The organism is Arthrobacter echini (assembly GCF_008107445.1).
GTDB classification, from domain to species: domain Bacteria; phylum Actinomycetota; class Actinomycetes; order Actinomycetales; family Micrococcaceae; genus Arthrobacter_D; species Arthrobacter_D echini_A.
Map to the genome: position 1 here is coordinate 111,676 of NZ_VSLD01000004.1, position 17,441 is coordinate 129,116.

15 protein-coding genes and 1 pseudogene are annotated in these 17,441 nt (G+C 70.3%); 12 read left to right on the forward strand and 4 right to left on the reverse strand.

From position 1 onward, the window contains the following. Positions 1–36: 36 nt before the first annotated feature. The 4 genes from FQ377_RS09745 to FQ377_RS09760 all read left to right on the forward strand — a co-directional run bounded on the left by FQ377_RS09745 (position 37) and on the right by FQ377_RS09760 (position 5,432). Positions 37–2,778 (forward strand): bifunctional acetate--CoA ligase family protein/GNAT family N-acetyltransferase, encoded by a 2,742-nt coding sequence (locus tag FQ377_RS09745; RefSeq protein ID WP_148601071.1) that lies wholly within the window; start codon positions 37–39, stop codon positions 2,776–2,778. A 61-nt stretch (positions 2,779–2,839) separates the two neighbouring features. After that, on the forward strand, positions 2,840–3,514 hold the full coding sequence (locus tag FQ377_RS09750) for a DUF5998 family protein (RefSeq protein WP_148601072.1): 675 nt from the start codon (positions 2,840–2,842) through the stop codon (positions 3,512–3,514). 6 nt (positions 3,515–3,520) lie between these two features. Next, positions 3,521–4,723 (forward strand): alkaline phosphatase family protein, encoded by a 1,203-nt coding sequence (locus FQ377_RS09755; protein WP_316245921.1) that lies wholly within the window; start codon positions 3,521–3,523, stop codon positions 4,721–4,723. Further along, on the forward strand, positions 4,716–5,432 hold the full coding sequence (locus FQ377_RS09760) for a thymidine kinase (RefSeq protein ID WP_148601073.1): 717 nt from the start codon (positions 4,716–4,718) through the stop codon (positions 5,430–5,432). The genes FQ377_RS09755 and FQ377_RS09760 overlap by 8 nt, the downstream gene beginning before the upstream one ends. A gap of 64 nt (positions 5,433–5,496) precedes the next feature. On the opposite strand, the gene sepH is transcribed toward FQ377_RS09760, so the two are convergent. Continuing rightward, positions 5,497–6,822: a septation protein SepH gene (sepH, locus tag FQ377_RS09765; protein ID WP_148601074.1), complete on the reverse strand. Its 1,326-nt coding sequence runs from the start codon at positions 6,820–6,822 to the stop codon at positions 5,497–5,499. Between the two features lie 217 nt (positions 6,823–7,039). Here sepH and FQ377_RS09770 point away from each other — a divergent pair. After that, a pseudogene (locus FQ377_RS09770) lies at positions 7,040–7,249 on the forward strand (DUF4193 family protein); the annotation flags it as partial. 12 nt (positions 7,250–7,261) lie between these two features. On the opposite strand, the gene FQ377_RS09775 reads toward FQ377_RS09770, so the two are convergent. After that, the gene (locus FQ377_RS09775) at positions 7,262–7,738 is read right to left on the reverse strand and encodes a DUF3093 domain-containing protein (protein ID WP_148601076.1); all 477 of its coding nucleotides are present in this window, start codon (positions 7,736–7,738) and stop codon (positions 7,262–7,264) included. Positions 7,739–7,842: 104 nt separating this feature from the next. Between FQ377_RS09775 and dut the strand changes: the two genes are divergently transcribed. The 4 genes from dut to FQ377_RS09795 all read left to right on the forward strand — a co-directional run bounded on the left by dut (position 7,843) and on the right by FQ377_RS09795 (position 10,402). Then, a complete protein-coding gene (dut, locus tag FQ377_RS09780; protein WP_148601077.1) occupies positions 7,843–8,301 on the forward strand; it encodes a dUTP diphosphatase in 459 nt (152 codons plus the stop codon). 78 nt (positions 8,302–8,379) lie between these two features. Beyond that, a complete protein-coding gene (locus tag FQ377_RS09785) occupies positions 8,380–9,231 on the forward strand; it encodes a DUF3710 domain-containing protein (protein ID WP_148601078.1) in 852 nt (283 codons plus the stop codon). A gap of 6 nt (positions 9,232–9,237) precedes the next feature. Beyond that, on the forward strand, positions 9,238–9,594 hold the full coding sequence (locus FQ377_RS09790; RefSeq protein ID WP_262364384.1) for a hypothetical protein: 357 nt from the start codon (positions 9,238–9,240) through the stop codon (positions 9,592–9,594). A gap of 1 nt (position 9,595) precedes the next feature. After that, positions 9,596–10,402: a DUF3159 domain-containing protein gene (locus tag FQ377_RS09795; RefSeq protein WP_148601079.1), complete on the forward strand. Its 807-nt coding sequence runs from the start codon at positions 9,596–9,598 to the stop codon at positions 10,400–10,402. Here the strand turns inward: FQ377_RS09795 and FQ377_RS09800 are convergent. Together FQ377_RS09800 and FQ377_RS09805 are read right to left on the reverse strand one after the other, a co-directional pair. Beyond that, positions 10,399–11,070 (reverse strand): potassium channel family protein, encoded by a 672-nt coding sequence (locus tag FQ377_RS09800; protein WP_148601080.1) that lies wholly within the window; start codon positions 11,068–11,070, stop codon positions 10,399–10,401. The genes FQ377_RS09795 and FQ377_RS09800 overlap by 4 nt on opposite strands. After that, positions 11,067–11,741, reverse strand: a complete 675-nt coding sequence (locus tag FQ377_RS09805) for a potassium channel family protein (protein WP_148601081.1) — start codon at positions 11,739–11,741, stop codon at positions 11,067–11,069. The genes FQ377_RS09800 and FQ377_RS09805 overlap by 4 nt, the downstream gene beginning before the upstream one ends. A 113-nt stretch (positions 11,742–11,854) precedes the next feature. On the opposite strand from FQ377_RS09805, the gene FQ377_RS09810 reads away from it, so the two are divergent. The 3 genes from FQ377_RS09810 (at position 11,855) to dxs (ending at position 17,323) form a co-directional block, all read left to right on the forward strand. Beyond that, a complete protein-coding gene (locus FQ377_RS09810; protein ID WP_262364385.1) occupies positions 11,855–13,831 on the forward strand; it encodes an APC family permease in 1,977 nt (658 codons plus the stop codon). A 9-nt stretch (positions 13,832–13,840) separates the two neighbouring features. Continuing rightward, complete coding sequence (locus tag FQ377_RS09815; RefSeq protein WP_148601082.1) at positions 13,841–15,205, forward strand: class I SAM-dependent RNA methyltransferase; 1,365 nt, start codon at positions 13,841–13,843, stop codon at positions 15,203–15,205. Between the two features lie 144 nt (positions 15,206–15,349). Continuing rightward, on the forward strand, positions 15,350–17,323 hold the full coding sequence (dxs, locus tag FQ377_RS09820) for a 1-deoxy-D-xylulose-5-phosphate synthase (protein ID WP_148601083.1): 1,974 nt from the start codon (positions 15,350–15,352) through the stop codon (positions 17,321–17,323). The last annotated feature ends 118 nt before the right edge of the window (positions 17,324–17,441 follow it).

Below are 17,441 nucleotides of genomic sequence, written 5' to 3' on the forward strand. Positions count from 1 at the left end.
GACGCGCGATCGGGGGAGGCCGACTACCCTGAGTCTATGGTGACGGACGGACAATACCCCTCCTACTGGGAGGCCGATGTCATCCTCCGCGACGGTGGGACGGCCCATCTGAGACCCATCTCCCCGTCGGACGCAGATGCCGTACAGGCTTTCCATATCCGCCAGTCGCAGAATTCCATCTATCTCAGATTCTTCACCTACAAGGCCAAGCTCAGCGCCAGGGAGCTCAAGCGGTTCACCGAGGTGGACCACCGCGACCGGGTGGCGTTCGTCATCACCCGGGGCACCGAGATCGTCGGCATCGGCCGCTACGACAGACTCGACGACCCACTCGAGGCCGAGGTGGCCTTCAATGTCTCCGACTCCTACCAGGGGCGCGGACTCGGCTCCATCCTCCTCGAGCATCTCGCCACCGCGGCCCGTGAGAACGGGATCCGGCGCTTCTCCGCCGAGGTGCTCCCCGAGAACCGGAAGATGATCACCGTCTTCGCCGAGGCCGGCTACGAGGTGAACCGGCACTTCGACGACGGCGTCGTCATGCTCGGCTTCGACATCGATCCCACCCGGAAGTCGCGGGCCGTGATGGAGGCGCGCGAGCACCGCGCCGAGGCACGCAGCATGGCCGAACTGCTGACGCCGTCCTCGGTCGCGGTCATCGGCGCGAGCCGGGAGCGGGGGAGCGTGGGCCAGGCCCTGCTGGAGCACCTGCTCGACGCCGGCTTCACGGGCCGGGTGTTCGCGGTCAACCCGGAGGCCTTCGAGCTGAACGGCATCGTCTCCCACGCCACGATCGGCGAGGTCCCGGAGCCGGTGGATCTGGCCGTGATCGCCGTGCCGCACCACCTGGTCGACACGGTGGTGGACGACTGTGCCCGGGCGGGGGTCAAGGGCCTGCTCATCGCGACGGCCGGATACGCCGACGACGACGACGGCCTGCTGCGCCAGCGCGCGCTCGTCCGGCGCGCCAGGGCCCACGGCATGCGCGTGGTGGGACCGGCCTCCCTGGGGCTGGTCAACACGGACCCTTCGATCCGGCTCAATGCCTCGCTGGCACCCGATCTGCCCGAGCGGGGCGCACTGTCCCTGTTCAGCCAGTCCGCCGGTCTCGGGGTGCTCCTGTACGCCAGCGCCCACCGGCGTGGTCTCGGGGTCTCCTCCGTCATCTCGGCCGGCAATCGTGCCGATGTGTCCGGGAACGACGCCATGCAGTTCTGGGAGGACGATCCCACCACGCGCGCCGTGGGACTCTACTTCGAATCGATCGGCAACCCGCGCAAGTTCTCGAGGATCGCCCGGCGCCTCGCCCGGTCCAAACCCGTCATCGTCGCCAAGTCGGACGTCACAGGACTCCAGTTGCCCCCCGGCCACGCCGTGCGGACCTCGCAGGCGCCCCCGGGTGCCCTCGACGCGATGCTCCGGCAATCGGGTGTCATGCGGGTCGAGACGACCGAGCAGCTGATGGATATCGCGCAGATCGTGGCGAGCCAGCCGCTGCCGCGCGGCTCCGGGGTGGCGGTCTTCAGCAACTCGTCGGCCCTCGGCAAGGTGGTCTCGGACGCCGTCGTAGCCCAGGGCATGACGGTGGCGCTGCTCGAGAGCTCGCTGCAGCTCGACACCGGCCGGTCGGTGGCCCTGCCCGTCCTGGCCGCCACGGTGGCGAAAGCGCTGGAGGACGACCGTGTGCATGCGGCGATCGTCACCACGCTCCCGGCCCGCGGGCTGACCGCCGAGTCGATCGCCGCGTGCCTGCAGCAGTGCGCCGAGGCGGCCGGCAAACCCGTGATCGGCTCGTTCACGGGCATCCTCGATACAGCGCTGCAGCTGGACGGGCTCGTGGCCGCGGCGCCCTCGTCCGTCCGGCTGGAGTCGGACGCCGAGCAGGAGCAGCCGGGGGAAGCCGCCGCGCTGCCGCTGCAGCGCGGGCTGCCGTGCTTCCCGAGCCCGGGGGCAGCCCTCGCCGCACTCGGGGCGGTGGTGCGGTACTCGCGGTGGCGCACCCGCGACCACGGGGAGTTCCTGGACCCCGACGGTGTCGACGCCGAGGAGGCCTCGCGTCTGCTGGGCCGGGTCCGCTCCCGCGTGGCCGATGTCGAACTCACGCGCCTCTCCGCCGAGGAGTGCGGCTCGTTGCTGGGCGCCTACGGCATCGGGCTCCTGCCGTCCGCGCGCTTCTCCTCCGCGGACGAGGCCGTCGAGGCCGCGGAGCGCCTGGGCTGGCCCGTGGCCCTGAAGACGATGGACGAGCACCTGCGGCATCGCCTCGATCTGGGCGGGGTGCGCCTCAGTATCGACGACGCGCAGTCGCTGAGGGAGAACATCACCCAGATGGAGCGGGTCCTGGCGCCCTTCGGCAGTTTCGGCATGGAGGTCCAGTCCATGGCGCCCTCCGGGCAGGCCTGCAGCATCCAGGCGATCGAGGACCCGCTCATGGGGCCCGTGGTGTCCTTCGGCCTCGCCGGCGACGCCGTCAACCTGCTGGACGACTGGGCGCATGCCGTGCCTCCCCTGAGCACCGGCGACGTCGCGGACCTGGTGCGGGCGCCGGGAGCCTCCCGCAAGCTCTTCGGGTACCAGGGTCTGCCGCCGGCGGATGTCGCGGCCCTCGAGGACCTCCTCGCGCGCGTGGCCCTGCTCAAGGACAACCACCCCGAGATCGCGCGGATCGACCTCACGCCGGTGCTCGCGGCAACGTCCGGGTTGTGCGTCCTGAACGCCGCGATCGACGTCGGGAACCCCAGGCGCCGCACCGACAGCGCACGCCGGGCGATGCGCGACTGATCGGACCTGCCCGAGAACCACGGTTAGGCGCTGGAGCGCCCCGTGGGGGAAACTGGGGCACATGACCCCATCGCTCTCCGCCCAGCGGCGCGACCTCGACGCGTCCCTCGAACGCGCGGGCTTCTACCCGCGACTGGTGGCCGACGTCGTGCACGACGCGCTCGACGGACGCGAGCCGCTGTCCCATGTGGCCCACCTCGAGACGCACTTCGAGCGGACCGAGGTGCACCGGCACATCACCGTGCTCGTGCTCACCGAGGACATGCTCGTCATCACCCACGTGGACGACCAGGAGCTCGACGAGAGCGGTGAGCAGGTGATGGCCCAGATCTCCACCGAGTCCGTCCCCGTCAGCCAGATCCGCTCCGTGGTGCTCAGCTACCTCTACGCCCAGCCGCAGGACTACAAGCCCAGCGACCAGGTCAGGGAGATGACCCTGGCCATTGCCTGGTCCGGCGGCCAGCGGCTCGATCTCGGTCCGGCCGGCTGCGGGGACCCCCAGTGCGAGGCGGATCACGGCTACACGGGCACCGTGGCCCAGGAGGACATCGTCCTGCGGGTCAGCGCCGAGGCCGACGGCGCGCAGGCCGTGCAGAACGCAAAAGCGTTCGCCCGGGCGCTGCGGAAGGTCAATACGGCCAGTCCTGTCTCCGGTGGCTATGTGGCCGGGCCCGACGCGCCCACCCGGCGTCAGCACGGGTTCGGTGGACGGTTCAACCGGGCCCACCAGCGGTAGAGCCGCGTGACTTTCCTGCATCGGGAGCCTCTTCCGGCAGCGCCCGCCTACGGCGTCTCCACCGTGGCCGAAGTGATGACCAGCGCGGCCGCTGCGTTGGACGTCCCCGGTTTCGAGAACGCGCTGGGTCTGCCCCGTGCGCGCCGTGCCGCCGTCGTCATGGTGGACGGTCTGGGGCTGGCGCTGCTGCGGAAGCACGCCGCGCACGCCCCGTATCTGCGCACCGCGCTCGACACGGCGCTCAAGCTCTCGGCCGCGTTCCCCTCGACGACCGCGGCGTCGCTGGCCAGTCTCGGCACCGGCCTCCCACCGGGTCGGCACGGACTGGTGGGCTACGACGTGCTCGATCCGGAGCAGGGGCGCGTGGTGAACATGCTGGGGCGCTGGGACGCCGGCGTCGACCCGCTCGTCTGGCAGCCGCACGCCACCGTCTTCGAGACCGCGGCGGAGCACGTGCCGGTCACCACCGTGAGCCAGCCGCGCTTCGCGGACTCCCCGATGACCAGGGCCGCCCTGCGGGGCGGGCAGTTCGTCGGCGCGAACACCATCCATGCGCGCGTCGATGCGGCGGCCGAGCGCCTCGCCGCAACCCCGACCGGGCTCCTGTACTTCTACGTCAACGACCTCGACAAGGCCGGGCACCGGTACGGCGCCGGGTCCGGCGAATGGCTGCGCGCCCTCGAGGATCTGGACGGCGCGCTGAAGCTCCTCGCGCGGAAAGTTCCGCCGGACACCCTGCTGCTGCTCAGCGCCGATCACGGCATGGTGGATGTCCCGGCGTCCCGACGCATCGACTACTCGCAGCATGCCGGGCTCGTGGAGGGTGTGGCCCACACCGGCGGCGAGCCCCGCATGCTCCATCTCTACCTCGAGCCGGAACTCGACGAGAGTGCGCGTGCCGGGCTGCGGGCGCGCTGGGACGCCGCCTTCGGCTCCCGCGCGTGGATCCTCACTCGGCACGAGGCCGTGCAGCAGGGCTACTTCGGTACCGTGAGCGAGACCGTGCTGCCGCGCATTGGCGATCTGCTGGTCCTGGCGAGGGAGGACATCGCCCTGTTCGACGGACGGCGCAGCGAGCCGGCTGCATTCGAGATGATCGGCCAGCACGGCTCCCTGACGCGGAGCGAACGGGACATCCCCCTGCTGCGTCTGCCCACCCCCGAGGTCCCTCCGCACCGGGGACGTCGGAGGAGTGCCGCTCGTGGCTGAACTGCTGTTCTTCTCGGGCACCATGGACTGCGGAAAGTCCACGCTGGCCCTGCAGATGGACCACAACCACAAGGCCCGCGGGCGGCGCGGCGTCCTGTTCAGCTCACACGACCGTGGCGGGGAGTCGATCATCTCGAGCCGCCTCGGATTGCGCGTCCCCGCTGTCGAGGTGCTCCCGGACACCGACTTCTGGAGCGAGCTGGCGGACCGGCAGACCAGGGGCGCCCGCATCGACTACGTGGTCTGCGACGAGGCGCAGTTCTACACGACACGCCAGATCGACGAGCTCGCGCGCGTCGTCGACGAGATGGGCATCGACGTCTTCTGCTTCGGGATCACCTCCGACTTCCGCACCAGACTGTTCCCCGGATCGCAGCGCCTCATCGAGCTCGCCGATCGCGTGCAGGTCCTGCAGGTGGAGGCCCTGTGCTGGTGCGGCAGGCGCGCCACGCACAACGCACGCACCGTCGACGGCGTCATGGTGGTCGAGGGGGACCAGATGGTGGTGGGAGACGTCGACGCGGCACCGGTGGCAGCGGAGCCGGGCGAGCCGGCGATCGGCTACGAGACCCTCTGCCGTCGACACCACATGCGTCGCCAGACCTCGGGAGTCTCGCCCTCGCTGTCCTCGAACGAAATGCCGCTCCCGTTCGAGGCGGGATCGCCGGTGCGGCCGGAGGATCCCGCACTGAGCCTGCAGGACCTCTGATGTTCCGGGGCCTGCGGCCCTGAATCCTCGCGGCGACGCCGTGCAGGGAATCAGGTGCAACCTCTCAGTCGCCCTTGCGCCCGAAGACTATGTCGTCCCAACTGGGAACGCTCGAGCGCTTGGGCTTCGCCCGCCGGTCCCCGGCGGGCTCGGTACCCTTGCCCTGGTCGTTCGCCGGGACCTTCTTCGTGTCCCTGGCCGGTCGACCGGCCGCCCCGCCCACCGCAGGTTCCTGCGATGGCGCCGCCCCGCGGTCCTGCCCGTCGGCGTCCTGCTGCCCGGGTGCAGGGGTCTGTGCGGATTCGTGGAGCTGCGACCGCCGTGCCGGGTGCGCGAAGATGCTGATCTCACGCGTCTCGGTGCTGACCCCGTCGTAGAGCTTCGGCGTCCCGTCGCCATTCAGGGCGTCCTCCTGATCGGGGTCGTCGTCCTGTCCGGTGGGCGCGGGCGCAAGACTCAGGCCGGGCGCCACGACCTCGACGCCGTCGGTGTCCTCCCCGTCGCGGGGGTGGGCAGCCGGGATGCTGCCCCGTGTCAGGAGCTCCGCCAGGGCGTCGTCGCCGTCCTCGTCGGCACCCAGCCGCTGGCCGCGGCGTGAGCGGAGCACATCGAGGAGTCCGTCCTGGTCGGTCTCGGAGGGCGTCGTCCCGTCCGCGGGGCCGTCCGCCTCGAAGTCGAACACGTGATCCGCCACGGCACTCAACCGCCGCGCGGGCAGCGGACCGTCGAGGGGCTCGAGCTCGCTCAGGACCTGCGCCCACCGGTTGGCGTTCGTGACCGTCTTGCGGGTGGGGTTGTAGCTCCACTGCGCGGGAGGCTGTTCGCCCAGGTCCACCGCGGAGTCCTCGGGCAACTCGAAGACCGCCTCGACGTGCCAGGATCCGTCCGGTCGGCGCCAGGAGTCCCACTCGAGCTCCGACTGGTCCACGCCGAACTCCTGGAGGCGGTAGGCCACCATGTCCCCGAGCAGTGCGGGCTCGTCCCCGGAGGCCGAACGGTACCCGTCGTGGCTCGGCAACGGCGTGGACACCTCGACACGCTGGGCGAGGTACGCCACGTAGTCGCGCTCTGCCCTGACGGGCCCCTCGTAGCGCTGCACGTGCGCCAGGTCGAGCCCCGACTCCTCGGCGACCTGTTCGGCGGAGGCTCCGGAACGGATGCGGGCCTGGATGTCGCGGGGAGTGAGCTGGACGGTCGGCCGGGGAGGTCTAGTGCGCGGCTTCTCGGGGAGGGGCCGCGCCTGCGGGAGCGGCGGCTCGCGATCGGCGGAGGGTTCGCTTGCGCGGCGCAGCGCATCGTCGATGGGCAGCCGGAACGACACGCCCTGTTCGCTGCTCAACAGCAGGTGGTGGCCATCCTCATGGACACCCACCAGGCGTAGCTCCTGCATCAAATCCTCCAGCCGACAGTGATCACTAGGTGAAACTGTGCCACTGAATCGCACTCATTCCTACTACACCCCGAGGCGTGGCGGACCGGACCGGGCCTTCGCGGGCACAAATCCGCGGTTCCCTGCGTTATGGCAGCCGAGTGGACCCGGTTCCGGCAGGATCGGACGGGGTCGGGGACGACGGAAGGCAGGCACACGGATGGCCACGAACCATACGCAGCAGCAGGTGATCGACGACGACGAGGTGCGGGCTGCCGACGCCTACGACCTTCCGGGGGCCGATCCGGCCACCGAGGAGATCTCCGTGGAGATCCTGCCGGCCCAGGCGGACGAATTCACCTGTGCCTCCTGCTTCCTGGTGCGCCATCGATCCCAGCTCGCGGTGCACCGCCACGGTGTGCCCTACTGCGTCGACTGCGAGGGTTGACGCCTGGCCGGCTCAGCCGGCCAGGGCCGCCGCGAGGCGTTCCGGTGTCCGGGACGAGGTGAGCCAGTAGGGGGTGCGGTCCTCCGGATCCGTGACCTCCACCTTGACGACCGGGGAGATCCACCCCCTGATGCACAGGTACGTCAGCCCGTTCAACCCACGCCCGCGCTGGAAGGTGGCATCCTCCCCGGCGAACCAGGACACCTCCCCGAGGTATTTGCGCTCGATGGTGGCGCGGCCCACGCTGAGGGTCCCGGGCGTGACGGTGATGCGCGGCGTGGAGAGGATGAGCAGCGTGAAGACCACTGCCGCGACGACCGCCGCGACCGAGTACCCGACGAGCATCGAGATGGGTGCGAACATCACGATGGTGGCGGAGGAGAAGCCCGTCGCGATGACCCAGACCCAGAAGGAGGGCCAGAGGCGCTCGTCGTAGAGGACGGTCCGGTCTGATGTGTTCGGAGGTACTTCCCTCGGCGCGCTGGACATGACTCCAGCATTCCACTCTTTCGCCCGGAGTCGGGCCGCCCTCCGGTGAAGGCGCTAAAGTGGGGGGCTGGGTCACCGGACGGGTTGCGTTGGAGAAGCGGTCAATGGGTATACAGCAGGGCCTCCCGGTCCAGATCATGATGCTCGACGACGGCCTCGAACCTCCCTCGTACGCAACGGCGGGAGACGCGGGAGCCGACCTGCGCACCGCCGTCGATGTGCTGCTCGCACCGGGTCAGCGGGAGCTCGTCCCCACGGGTGTCGCTCTCGCCCTTCCGTTCGGATACGTGGGCCTGGTCCACCCGAGATCGGGCCTCGCTGCACGGCACGGCGTCACGATCGTCAACGCGCCGGGCACGGTGGACGCCGGGTACCGGGGTGAGATCATGGTCTGCCTGCTGAACACCGATCCCGCCGAGGCCGTGCGCCTGCGCCGGGGCGACCGCATCGCCCAGCTGGTCATCCAGCGCGTGGAGCACGCCGTATTCACGACGGTGGACCGGTTGCCCGCGAGTGCGCGGGGCGACGCGGGCTTCGGATCCACGGGCGGCTTCGGCGGCTGAGTGATCTCCTGCCCCTGACCGCGTATCGCGACCACCTCACCGAATACCTCATCCGATCAACCAGGAAGGACCCCGTACATGGCTTTTGGGCGCTCGAGGAAGAAGAAGCAGGACGACTCCACCGACCGGGCGGCATCGGCGGAGGCCGCGCAGACCCCGTCGGTCACCACCGGCACCGGGCCTGCAGAAGGAGAGACCGGTGAGTCCGGGACCGGCCCCACCACCACGGATGGTGGGCCCATTCCCGACGCCGTGACCGCCGCTGCCTCCGTTCCGCCGGCGCACGTCTCGAGCGCCGAGTACGACCGGGCCACCCTCGGACCCTTCGACGCCTCGGAGCAGGACACGGAGTCCGGCTACATCGATCTCGGTGCACTGCGGATCAATGCGGCCGAGGGGCTCCAGCTGCGGCTCGAGGTCGAGGAGCGCAGCAAGCGGGTGATCGCCGTCACCCTGGATCTCGGCGGGTCCACGCTGCAACTGCAGGCCTTCGCCGCTCCGAAGACCGAGGGTCTGTGGGACGAGATCCGGGAGCAGATCGGCGCCTCGGTGGGCTCCCAGGGCGGCACTGTGGAGGAACGATACGGCGTCCTCGGTACGGAACTGCTGGCGAAGGTCCCCGCGCAGACGCCCGACGGCCAGGCCGGTGTCCGCCTGGCGCGCTTCGTGGGCGTCAATGGGCCCCGCTGGTTCCTGCGGGGCGTCCTCGGCGGACCGGCCGCACTGCAGCCCGAAGCCGCGGCGCCGGTGGAACAGCTCTTCCGCAGCGTCGTCGTCGTCCGCGGGGACCAGCCGCTGCCGCCACGCGAACTGCTGCAGCTGAGACTGCCGACCAGCGCCGCCGAAGCGCCGCCGGCCGCAGGGCCCGTAGCCGCCCGGGATCTTCCGAACCCGCTGGAGCGCGGTCCCGAGATCACCGAGACCCGCTAGGGCAGCGTGGCCGTCCGACCGCACACTCCCGATGAGGCCCCCGGCGTCCCGGCCGCAGAACGCGGTGACTCCTGGGTCCCGCTGCCCGAGCGCGGCAGGATCAGGGCGCGGGGGGTCATCGAGCGCGTGACGATCGCCCCGGCGTCCGCGACGCCGTCGTTCACCGTCCTCGCGCGGCTCGATCAGGACGGCCGGATCGGCGCGGGGGAGAGCATCCGCATCATCTGGATGGGTCAGCGGCGGGTCCCCGGAGTCCAGGCCGGTGTGGCCCTGCGCTTCGAGGGGATGCTGAGCCGGGTCGCCGGTACCCCCACCGTGTACAACCCCCGCTACGAGATCATCGGCCGACCCGAGGAGAACTGACATGAGCCACCCGACCGGCGAGCCAGGCGCAGCCTCCGATCCACCCGACCGGGACACCCCGGCAGCTCCGCCGTCCTCCGCTCAGCCCGCGGGACGGGCCGGTGCCGGGGGAAGGGCCGGAGAGCAGGCGGGACCGACGGCGGCCGAGGTGGCCTCCCAGTACGCGGCCAGATCCGGGGTACGCCGTCACGACTCCGGCCAGATCGACGTGCTCTCCTCCATCGGCGGGGTACAGGGCCTCGCCGAGAGCATCGTCCCCGGCCTCGTCTTCACCGTCGTCTTCACCGTCACCCGGGACCTGACCGTCTCGCTCGTCGCGGCGCTGGCCCTCTCCGCGGTCTTCACCGTCCTCCGCCTCGTGGCACGGAAACCCCTCACCCAGGCGATCGCGGGCCTCGTCGGCGTCGCCTTCTGCGCCTTCGTGGCGCAGCGGACCGGCAACGCCACGGATTTCTTCCTTCCGGGATTCTTCATCAACGGCGCCTACATCGTCGCGATGGCGATCTCGGTGTCCATCCGCTGGCCCTTCGCCGGACTGCTCTTCGGCTTCATCCGCAACGAGGGCATCGACTGGCGGAAGGACCCGGTGCGCGTGCGCGCCTACGCCGTCGCGACGTGGATCATCGTCTCCGTACTCGCGCTGCGTCTCGCGGTGCAGGTGCCTCTCTACCTCGCCGACAACGTGACGGCGCTCGGGTCCTCACGCGTGGCCATGGGACTGCCGCTCTACGCCCTCGGGCTCTGGCTGGCCTGGCTGGTCTCCCGGCCGCGGACCCTGCCGGCGAGCAACGCCGACGATCCGGCCTAGTCCCCGTCGCTGCGGGCGGCGAGGGCCACCCGCAGCTCGTCCTCCACAGCGATGGCAGCCAGGAAGAAGATCTCGTCCCCGGCCTCGATGACGTCGTCCGGGCTGGGGCTGAACGGCGAATCGTCCCGCAGGATGGCCACCACCGCGCAGTCCTCCGGCAGCGTGACCGCGCCGATGGTGCCACCCACGAGGGGGGAGTCCTGCGGCACCGTGAACTCCACGATGGACGAGACACCGGTCTGCAGCGTCAGCAGGCGCACCAGGTCTCCGATCTCCACGGCCTCCTCCACGAGCGCCGTCATGAGGCGCGGAGTGTTGACCGCGACATCCACGCCCCAGGAGTCGTCGAACATCCAGTCGTTCTTCGGGTTGTTGACCCGGCCCACCGTGCGGCCCACCCCGAACTCGCTCTTCGCGAGCAGGGACACCACCAGGTTGACCTTGTCGTCGCCGGTGGCCGAGACGACGACGTCGGCCTCCTCCAGATGTGCGTCCTTGAGGGTCGTCAGCTCGCAGGCATCGCCGATCAACCACTTGGCACCCTTGAGGCCGCTGCGCCCGATGGCCTCGGGTTTCTCGTCGATGAGCAGGATCTCGTGCTTGTTGCCGAGCAGTTCCCGGGCGATCGACGAGCCGACACTGCCCGCTCCCGCGATGACGACCCTCACTGGATCTCCTCCTTCGGCGCGGCGGCGAGGATCCGGCCGATCTCGTCGGTCGCCGTGGTCTGCATCATGGCATGCAGGATGTCGCCCTGCTGGTAGCTCGTCTCCGAGGTGGGCAGGATGCCCTCGCCGAAGCGGGTGAGATAGGCGATGCGCACACCGCTCGCCACCTCGATGGAGCGCAGGGATCTGCCGAGCCATCCTGCGCTCAGGGCCAGCTCCGCGAGGATGAGCCTCCCGGAGGTCTCGCGGAAGTCGCCGTTGATCGTCTGCTCGGGCAGGATGCGTCGCAGCACCTGGTCGGCGCTCCAGCGGACGGCGGCAACCGTGGGGATCCCGAGCCGCTGGTAGATCTCCGCGCGTCCCGGGTCGTAGATGCGGGCGACGACGTGCGGCACGTGGAAGGTCTCCCGAGCCACGCGGGTGGCGAGGATATTGGAGTTGTCACCGCTGGACACGGCGGCGAAGGCGTAGGCGTCCTCGATCTCCGCGGATTTCAGGGTGTCCCGGTCGAACCCGACCCCGGTGACCTTGCGCCCACCGAAGCTGGAGCGCAGCCGTCGGAAAGCACGGTCGTCCTGGTCGATGATCGCGACCGAGTGGCCGGATTCGTCCAGTGTGTGCGCAAGACTGACCCCTACCCTCCCGCATCCCATGATCACAAAATGAGCCACCCGCGGCACCCCTGATTCCTGACTGATTCCCGGCACAGATCCTGCTGTTCCGTGCGTTACCGGCCTCAAGCCTAGTGGCTGCCCGCGAGGGCGGACGCGCTAGGGTGTGGGCTGTGCTGACTTTTCTCGAGGCCGTCAAGCGGGTGCTGGTGGGCAAGCCCTTCGCCAGTGACAGGCTGAGGAACAAGGCCCTCCCCAAGCGCCTCGCCATGCCCGTGTTCTCGGCGAGCGCCCTCTCCTCCGTGGCGTACGCTCCCGACGAGATCCTCCTCACCCTCGCCCTGGCCGGTGTGGCGTCGGTGACCATCTCGCCGTGGATCGGACTGGCCGTGATCGTCGTCCTGCTCGTGGTGGTCGCCTCCTACCGCCAGGCGGTGCATGCCTACCCGGCCGGGGGCGGTGACTACGAGATCGCGAAGCAGAACATCGGTCCGCGGGCCGGTGCCACCGTGGCCGCCGCGCTCATGATCGACTACCTGCTCACCGTTGCGGTGTCGGTCTCGGCCGCGGCCCAGTACGTGGTCTCGCTCGCACCCTCGCTGGAGGACGCGCGCGTGGTGCTCGCCGTCGTCGGCGTGGGGATCCTCGTACTGCTCAACCTCCGCGGCATCACGCGCGGGGTCCGGGCGCGCGCCGTCGTGACCTACGTCTTCCTCGCGGGAATCCTGGCCCTCTGCGTCACAGGCATCGTCCAGTCGTTCTCGGGGACGCTCGGTGAGGCACCGAGCTCCCGCTTCGAGATCCTCCCCGACGCGGGGCTCGACGCCGGCCTGGTGGGGCTGGCGGGCGCCCTGCTGATCCTCCGGGCCTTCTCGGCAGGAGCCGCCGCCCTGACCGGTCTGGAGGGGCCCGGCGCCAATGTGCCGCGTTTCGAGGCACCGAAGAGCCGCAACGCCGCCACGACGCTCCTGGTGCTCGGTCTCGTGTCCGCGGCGATGCTCGCCGGGGTGATCTACCTGGCCAATGCCACACGCGTCCATGTGGTGCAGAATCCGGCCGCGCAACTACTGCTGGACGGCCGGCCGGTGCCGGGGGACTACATCCAGTCGCCCGTGGTCAGCCAGCTCGCACGGACCGTCTTCACCGCCGGCTCATCCGCCTTCTACCTCGTGGTCGCGGCGACGGCGCTCATCCTGATGCTCGCCGGGCACGCGGCGTTCAACGCCTTCCCCGTCCTGGCATCCATCCTGGCCACCGACGGCTACCTGCCGCGCCAGCTGCGCACGAGGGGGGACCGCCTCACCTTCAGTAACGGGATCCTCGCGCTGGGCCTGGGCGCCGTCGTGCTGATCCTCCTCTTCCGGGCGGACGTCACGGCCCTCGTCCAGCTGTACATCGTGGGGGTCTTCGTCTCGTTCACCGGCGGCCAGCTGGGACTGATCCGGCACTGGAACAGGGAACTGCGCAGCACCGTGGGAAAGCAGAACCGCTGGAGGATCCACAAGTCGCGCGCCATCAACACGCTGGGTTTCGCCCTCACAGCGGCAGTCCTGGTGGTCATCCTCATCACCAAGTTCGAGTACGGCGCCTGGATCGCGGTGCTCGCCATGGCCGTCCTCTTCGGCCTCATGCGCAGCATCAAGAGACACTACGACTCAGTGGCCAGTGAACTCGCGATCGACGACGCCGTCAGGCTTCGGGCCCTGCCCTCCCGCGTGCATGCCGTGATCCTCGTCTCGCACGTCCGGAAGCCGGTCCTGCGCGCCCTGGCGTTCGCCCGCGCCTCGCGGCCCTCCCGCCTCGACGCCATCACGGTGGACGTAGACCCGGAACAGACGCGGACCACCCTCGCGGACTGGCAGAAGTACGAGATCCCCGTGCCCATCACCGTGCTCGCCTCGCCCTACCGGGACACCATCGCCCCGATCCTCGAGTACATCCGCACCATGCGCCGGGACTCCCCGCGGGATCTGATCGTGGTCTACATCCCGGAGTACGTGGTGGGAAAATGGTGGGAGCAACTCGTCCACAACCAGACCGCCCTGCGCATCAAGGCGCGCCTGCACTTCGTCCCCGGAGTGATGGTCGCGAGTGTCCCCTGGCAGCTCGCGTCCTCGGACGCGACCCGCAGCTACCAGGATCTGAAGTAGGAGGACGCCATGACCGACGCCCCAGCCACCGCGACCGCCGGGCAGCAGCCCACCGCTCCACAGCCCACCGAGGTGGTCCCGGACGTCGAGCTGACCATCGGCAGGCCAGCCCACGGCGGCCACTTCGTGGCCCGTCACGAGGGCCGCGTGGTGTTCGTCCGGCACGCACTGCCGGACGAGCGGGTCCGGGTGCGCTTCACGGAGACGGAGCCCACCGCCAGTTTCTGGCGGGCCGACGTCGTCGAGGTGCTCGAGGCCTCCCCCCAGCGCACCGGGCACCCATGGCGGCCCGCGGACGCGCTCGCCGCTGCCGCGCGGGGACGCGCGGCCGTGGGTGGAGCAGAGTTCGGGCATATCCGGCTCGGCGAGCAGCGGCGCCTGAAGGGCGCGATCTTCCGGGAGCAACTGGAACGCCTGGCCCACGCCGAGCGCACACCCACCGTGGAGGCGGCGCCCGGCGAGGCGGAGGACGGGCTAGGATGGCGGACCCGCGCGGCCTTCGCCGTGGACCGGTCCGGTCACCTGGCCATGCACCAGCACCGCTCGCACGAGGTGGTCCAGGTCCGCGAGATGCCCCTCGCCGTCCCGGCGGTCAACGCGCTCGGACTCTGGGCGATCGATCTCACGGGTGTCGACCGGGTCGACGTCGCGGTCCCGTCCGGCGGGGGAGAGCCGCTCGTGCTGCTCGTCCCTTCGGCCGGCACGCACCCGCGGCGCGTCGCGGCCATCGCCGCCGCGATCACCGGTGCGTCCGTGGCGGTCCTCGACCCGGAGTCGGGCCGCGTGCAGCGGCTCAAGGGGCGCACGTGGCTGCAGGAATCAGTGCTCGGTGTCGACTACCGCATCACGGGAGCAGGATTCTGGCAGATCCACCGCGGGGCCCCGGAGACGCTCGTCGGTGCCGTGCTCGACGGCCTCCAGCCCGCTGCGGGGGAGCGTCTGGCCGACCTGTACGCCGGTGCCGGCCTGTTCACCGTCCCGCTCGCCCGCGCCGTCGGTCCCGGTGGCGCCGTCCTGTCGGTCGAGGGCTCCGCCGGGACGGTGCGGGATGCACGCCGCAATCTCCACGGCCAGGCGCAGGCCTCCATCGTCCAGGGCCGCGTGGATGCAGCCCTGGGCCGCTGGAGCGACCCGCTCGACGCCGTCCTGCTCGATCCACCGCGGGCCGGTGCCGGGAGGAAGGTCGTGGGGCAGATCATCGCCGCACGACCGAGGGCGGTGGGCTACGTGTCCTGCGATCCGGCATCGTTCGCCCGGGATCTCGGCTATTTCCTCACAGCCGGCTGGTCCCTGGACACGCTGCGCGTCTTCGATCTCTATCCGCACACGCATCACATGGAGTCCTTCGCACGGCTCCTGCCGCCGCGGGCGTGAGCAGCCGACAACGCCGGGAGATACGGCACACGCGAGACACCGCCTGCGAGCCGATGGCACCCCGCACGGGCACCGAACGTTAGAGTAATGGTCAGTCACCGGCGGTTCTCCCGCCGCCACGCCCAACGAACCGAGGAGGCGCCGATGGGACTCTTGGAGACCATTCGCGGCCCACAGGACCTGAGCAAGCTCAGCGGATCCCAGCTGCGAGCTCTCGCCCAGGAGATCCGGACCTTCCTGGTCAGCAACGTCTCACGGACCGGCGGTCATCTCGGCCCCAACCTTGGCGTGGTCGAACTGACCCTGGGGATCCACCGGATCTTCGACTCGCCGCGCGACAGCGTCATCTTCGACACCGGACACCAGTCCTATGTCCACAAGCTCGTGACCGGGCGGCAGGACTTCAGCACGCTCCGCCAGCAGGGAGGCCTCTCCGGCTACCCCTCGCGCGCGGAGTCCGTGCACGACGTCGTCGAGAGTTCCCACGCCTCGTCCTCCCTCTCCTGGGCCGACGGCATCTCCCGGGCCCGCGTCCTCACGCACGAGGGCGAGCGGTACACGGTCGTCCTCGTCGGCGACGGGGCGCTCACGGGCGGCATGGCCTGGGAGGCACTGAACAACATCGCTGCGGACAAGCGGCGGCGGGTCGTGATCGTGGTGAACGACAACGGCAGGTCCTACGCGCCGACGATCGGCGGAGTCGCCGACTACCTCGCCTCGCTGCGCCCCACGCTGGACTCCGTGCGGACCCACCACATCTACGAGCGGACCCTGGACTGGGTGAAGGCCCGGATGCAGAACGGTGGTCCGGCCGGTGAGTTCAGCTACAAGAGCCTCCACGCCATGAAGAAGGGCATCAAGGACTGGTGGGCGCCGCAGGGACTCTTCGAGGACCTCGGCATGAAGTACGTGGGACCCGTGGACGGGCACGACCAGTCCGCCGTCGAGCAGGCCCTGCAGCTCGCCAAGAACTACGAGGGACCCGTGATCGTGCACGCCATCACGGAGAAGGGTCACGGCTACGCCCCGGCCCGCGCGCACGAGGCCGACCAGTTCCATGCCGTCGGCGTGATCGACCCGGAGACGGGCGATCCGATGGATGCCGCGGGCCAGCAGTCATGGACGTCGGTCTTCGCGAACGAGATCGCCGACCTCGCCGACGAACGCCCCGACATCGTCGGGATCACCGGCGCCATGCTCATCCCCGTAGGTCTCCACCGCTTCGCCGCGCGCCACCCCGACCGGGTCTTCGACGTCGGGATCGCCGAGCAGCACGCCCTTACCAGCGCGGCCGGAATGGCCTACGGCGGGCTTCACCCGGTCGTGGCACTGTACGCGACGTTCCTGAACCGTGCCTTCGATCAGCTTCTCATGGACGTGGCATTGCACCGTGCGGGCGTCACCGTGGTGCTGGACCGCTCGGGCGTCACGGGGCCCGACGGCGCGAGCCACCACGGCATGTGGGATCTCGCCATGCTGCAGGCGGTGCCGGGCCTGCATCTGGCCGCGCCCCGCGACGCCTCCCGGCTGCGCGAGGAACTCCGCGAGGCCGTCGCCATCTCCGATGCCCCGAGCGTGGTGCGCTACTCCAAGGGTTCCGTCGGTGCCGAGATCGACGCCGTCGAACGCCTCGACGACGGCGTCGACATCCTGGCGCGGCGCCCGTCGGGCTCGCACCGGAACGACGTCCTGATCGTGAGCGTCGGCGCCATGAGCGAACTCGCGCTCGAGGTGTCCGGCAGGCTCGGTGCCCAGGGGATCAGCTCCACCGTCATCGACCCGCGCTGGTTGCTGCCGGTCCCGTCGTCGGTGATCGGCCTGGCCGCGGACCACCGCATCGTGATCGTCATCGAGGACGGCGTGCGCGCCGGGGGCGTGGGGTCGCGGATCAGGCAGGAGATGCGCTCCGCCGGCGTGGACACGGCACTGAACGAGGTGGGCCTCCCCGTCGAGTTCCTCGATCACGGCACACGCGCCCAGGTGCTCGAGCGCGTGGGTCTCACGGCCCAGAAGATCACCTACGACGTCGTCGCCCAGGTGCTCGGGACGAAGGTGCCCGTGGCACGGCCCCTCGCGGAGGAGGAGTCCCCCGTCACGGGTCAGTACCCGCACGGCTGATGCCCGCGGGCGGGCGGCACACCGGTTGCCCGAGGCTGCTTTCCGGGGCCCGTGTGAGAGAATGGCGAAGGCTGGTGGGGGAACCACATTCCCGCGCCGGTCCAGTGACAGGCTTCCG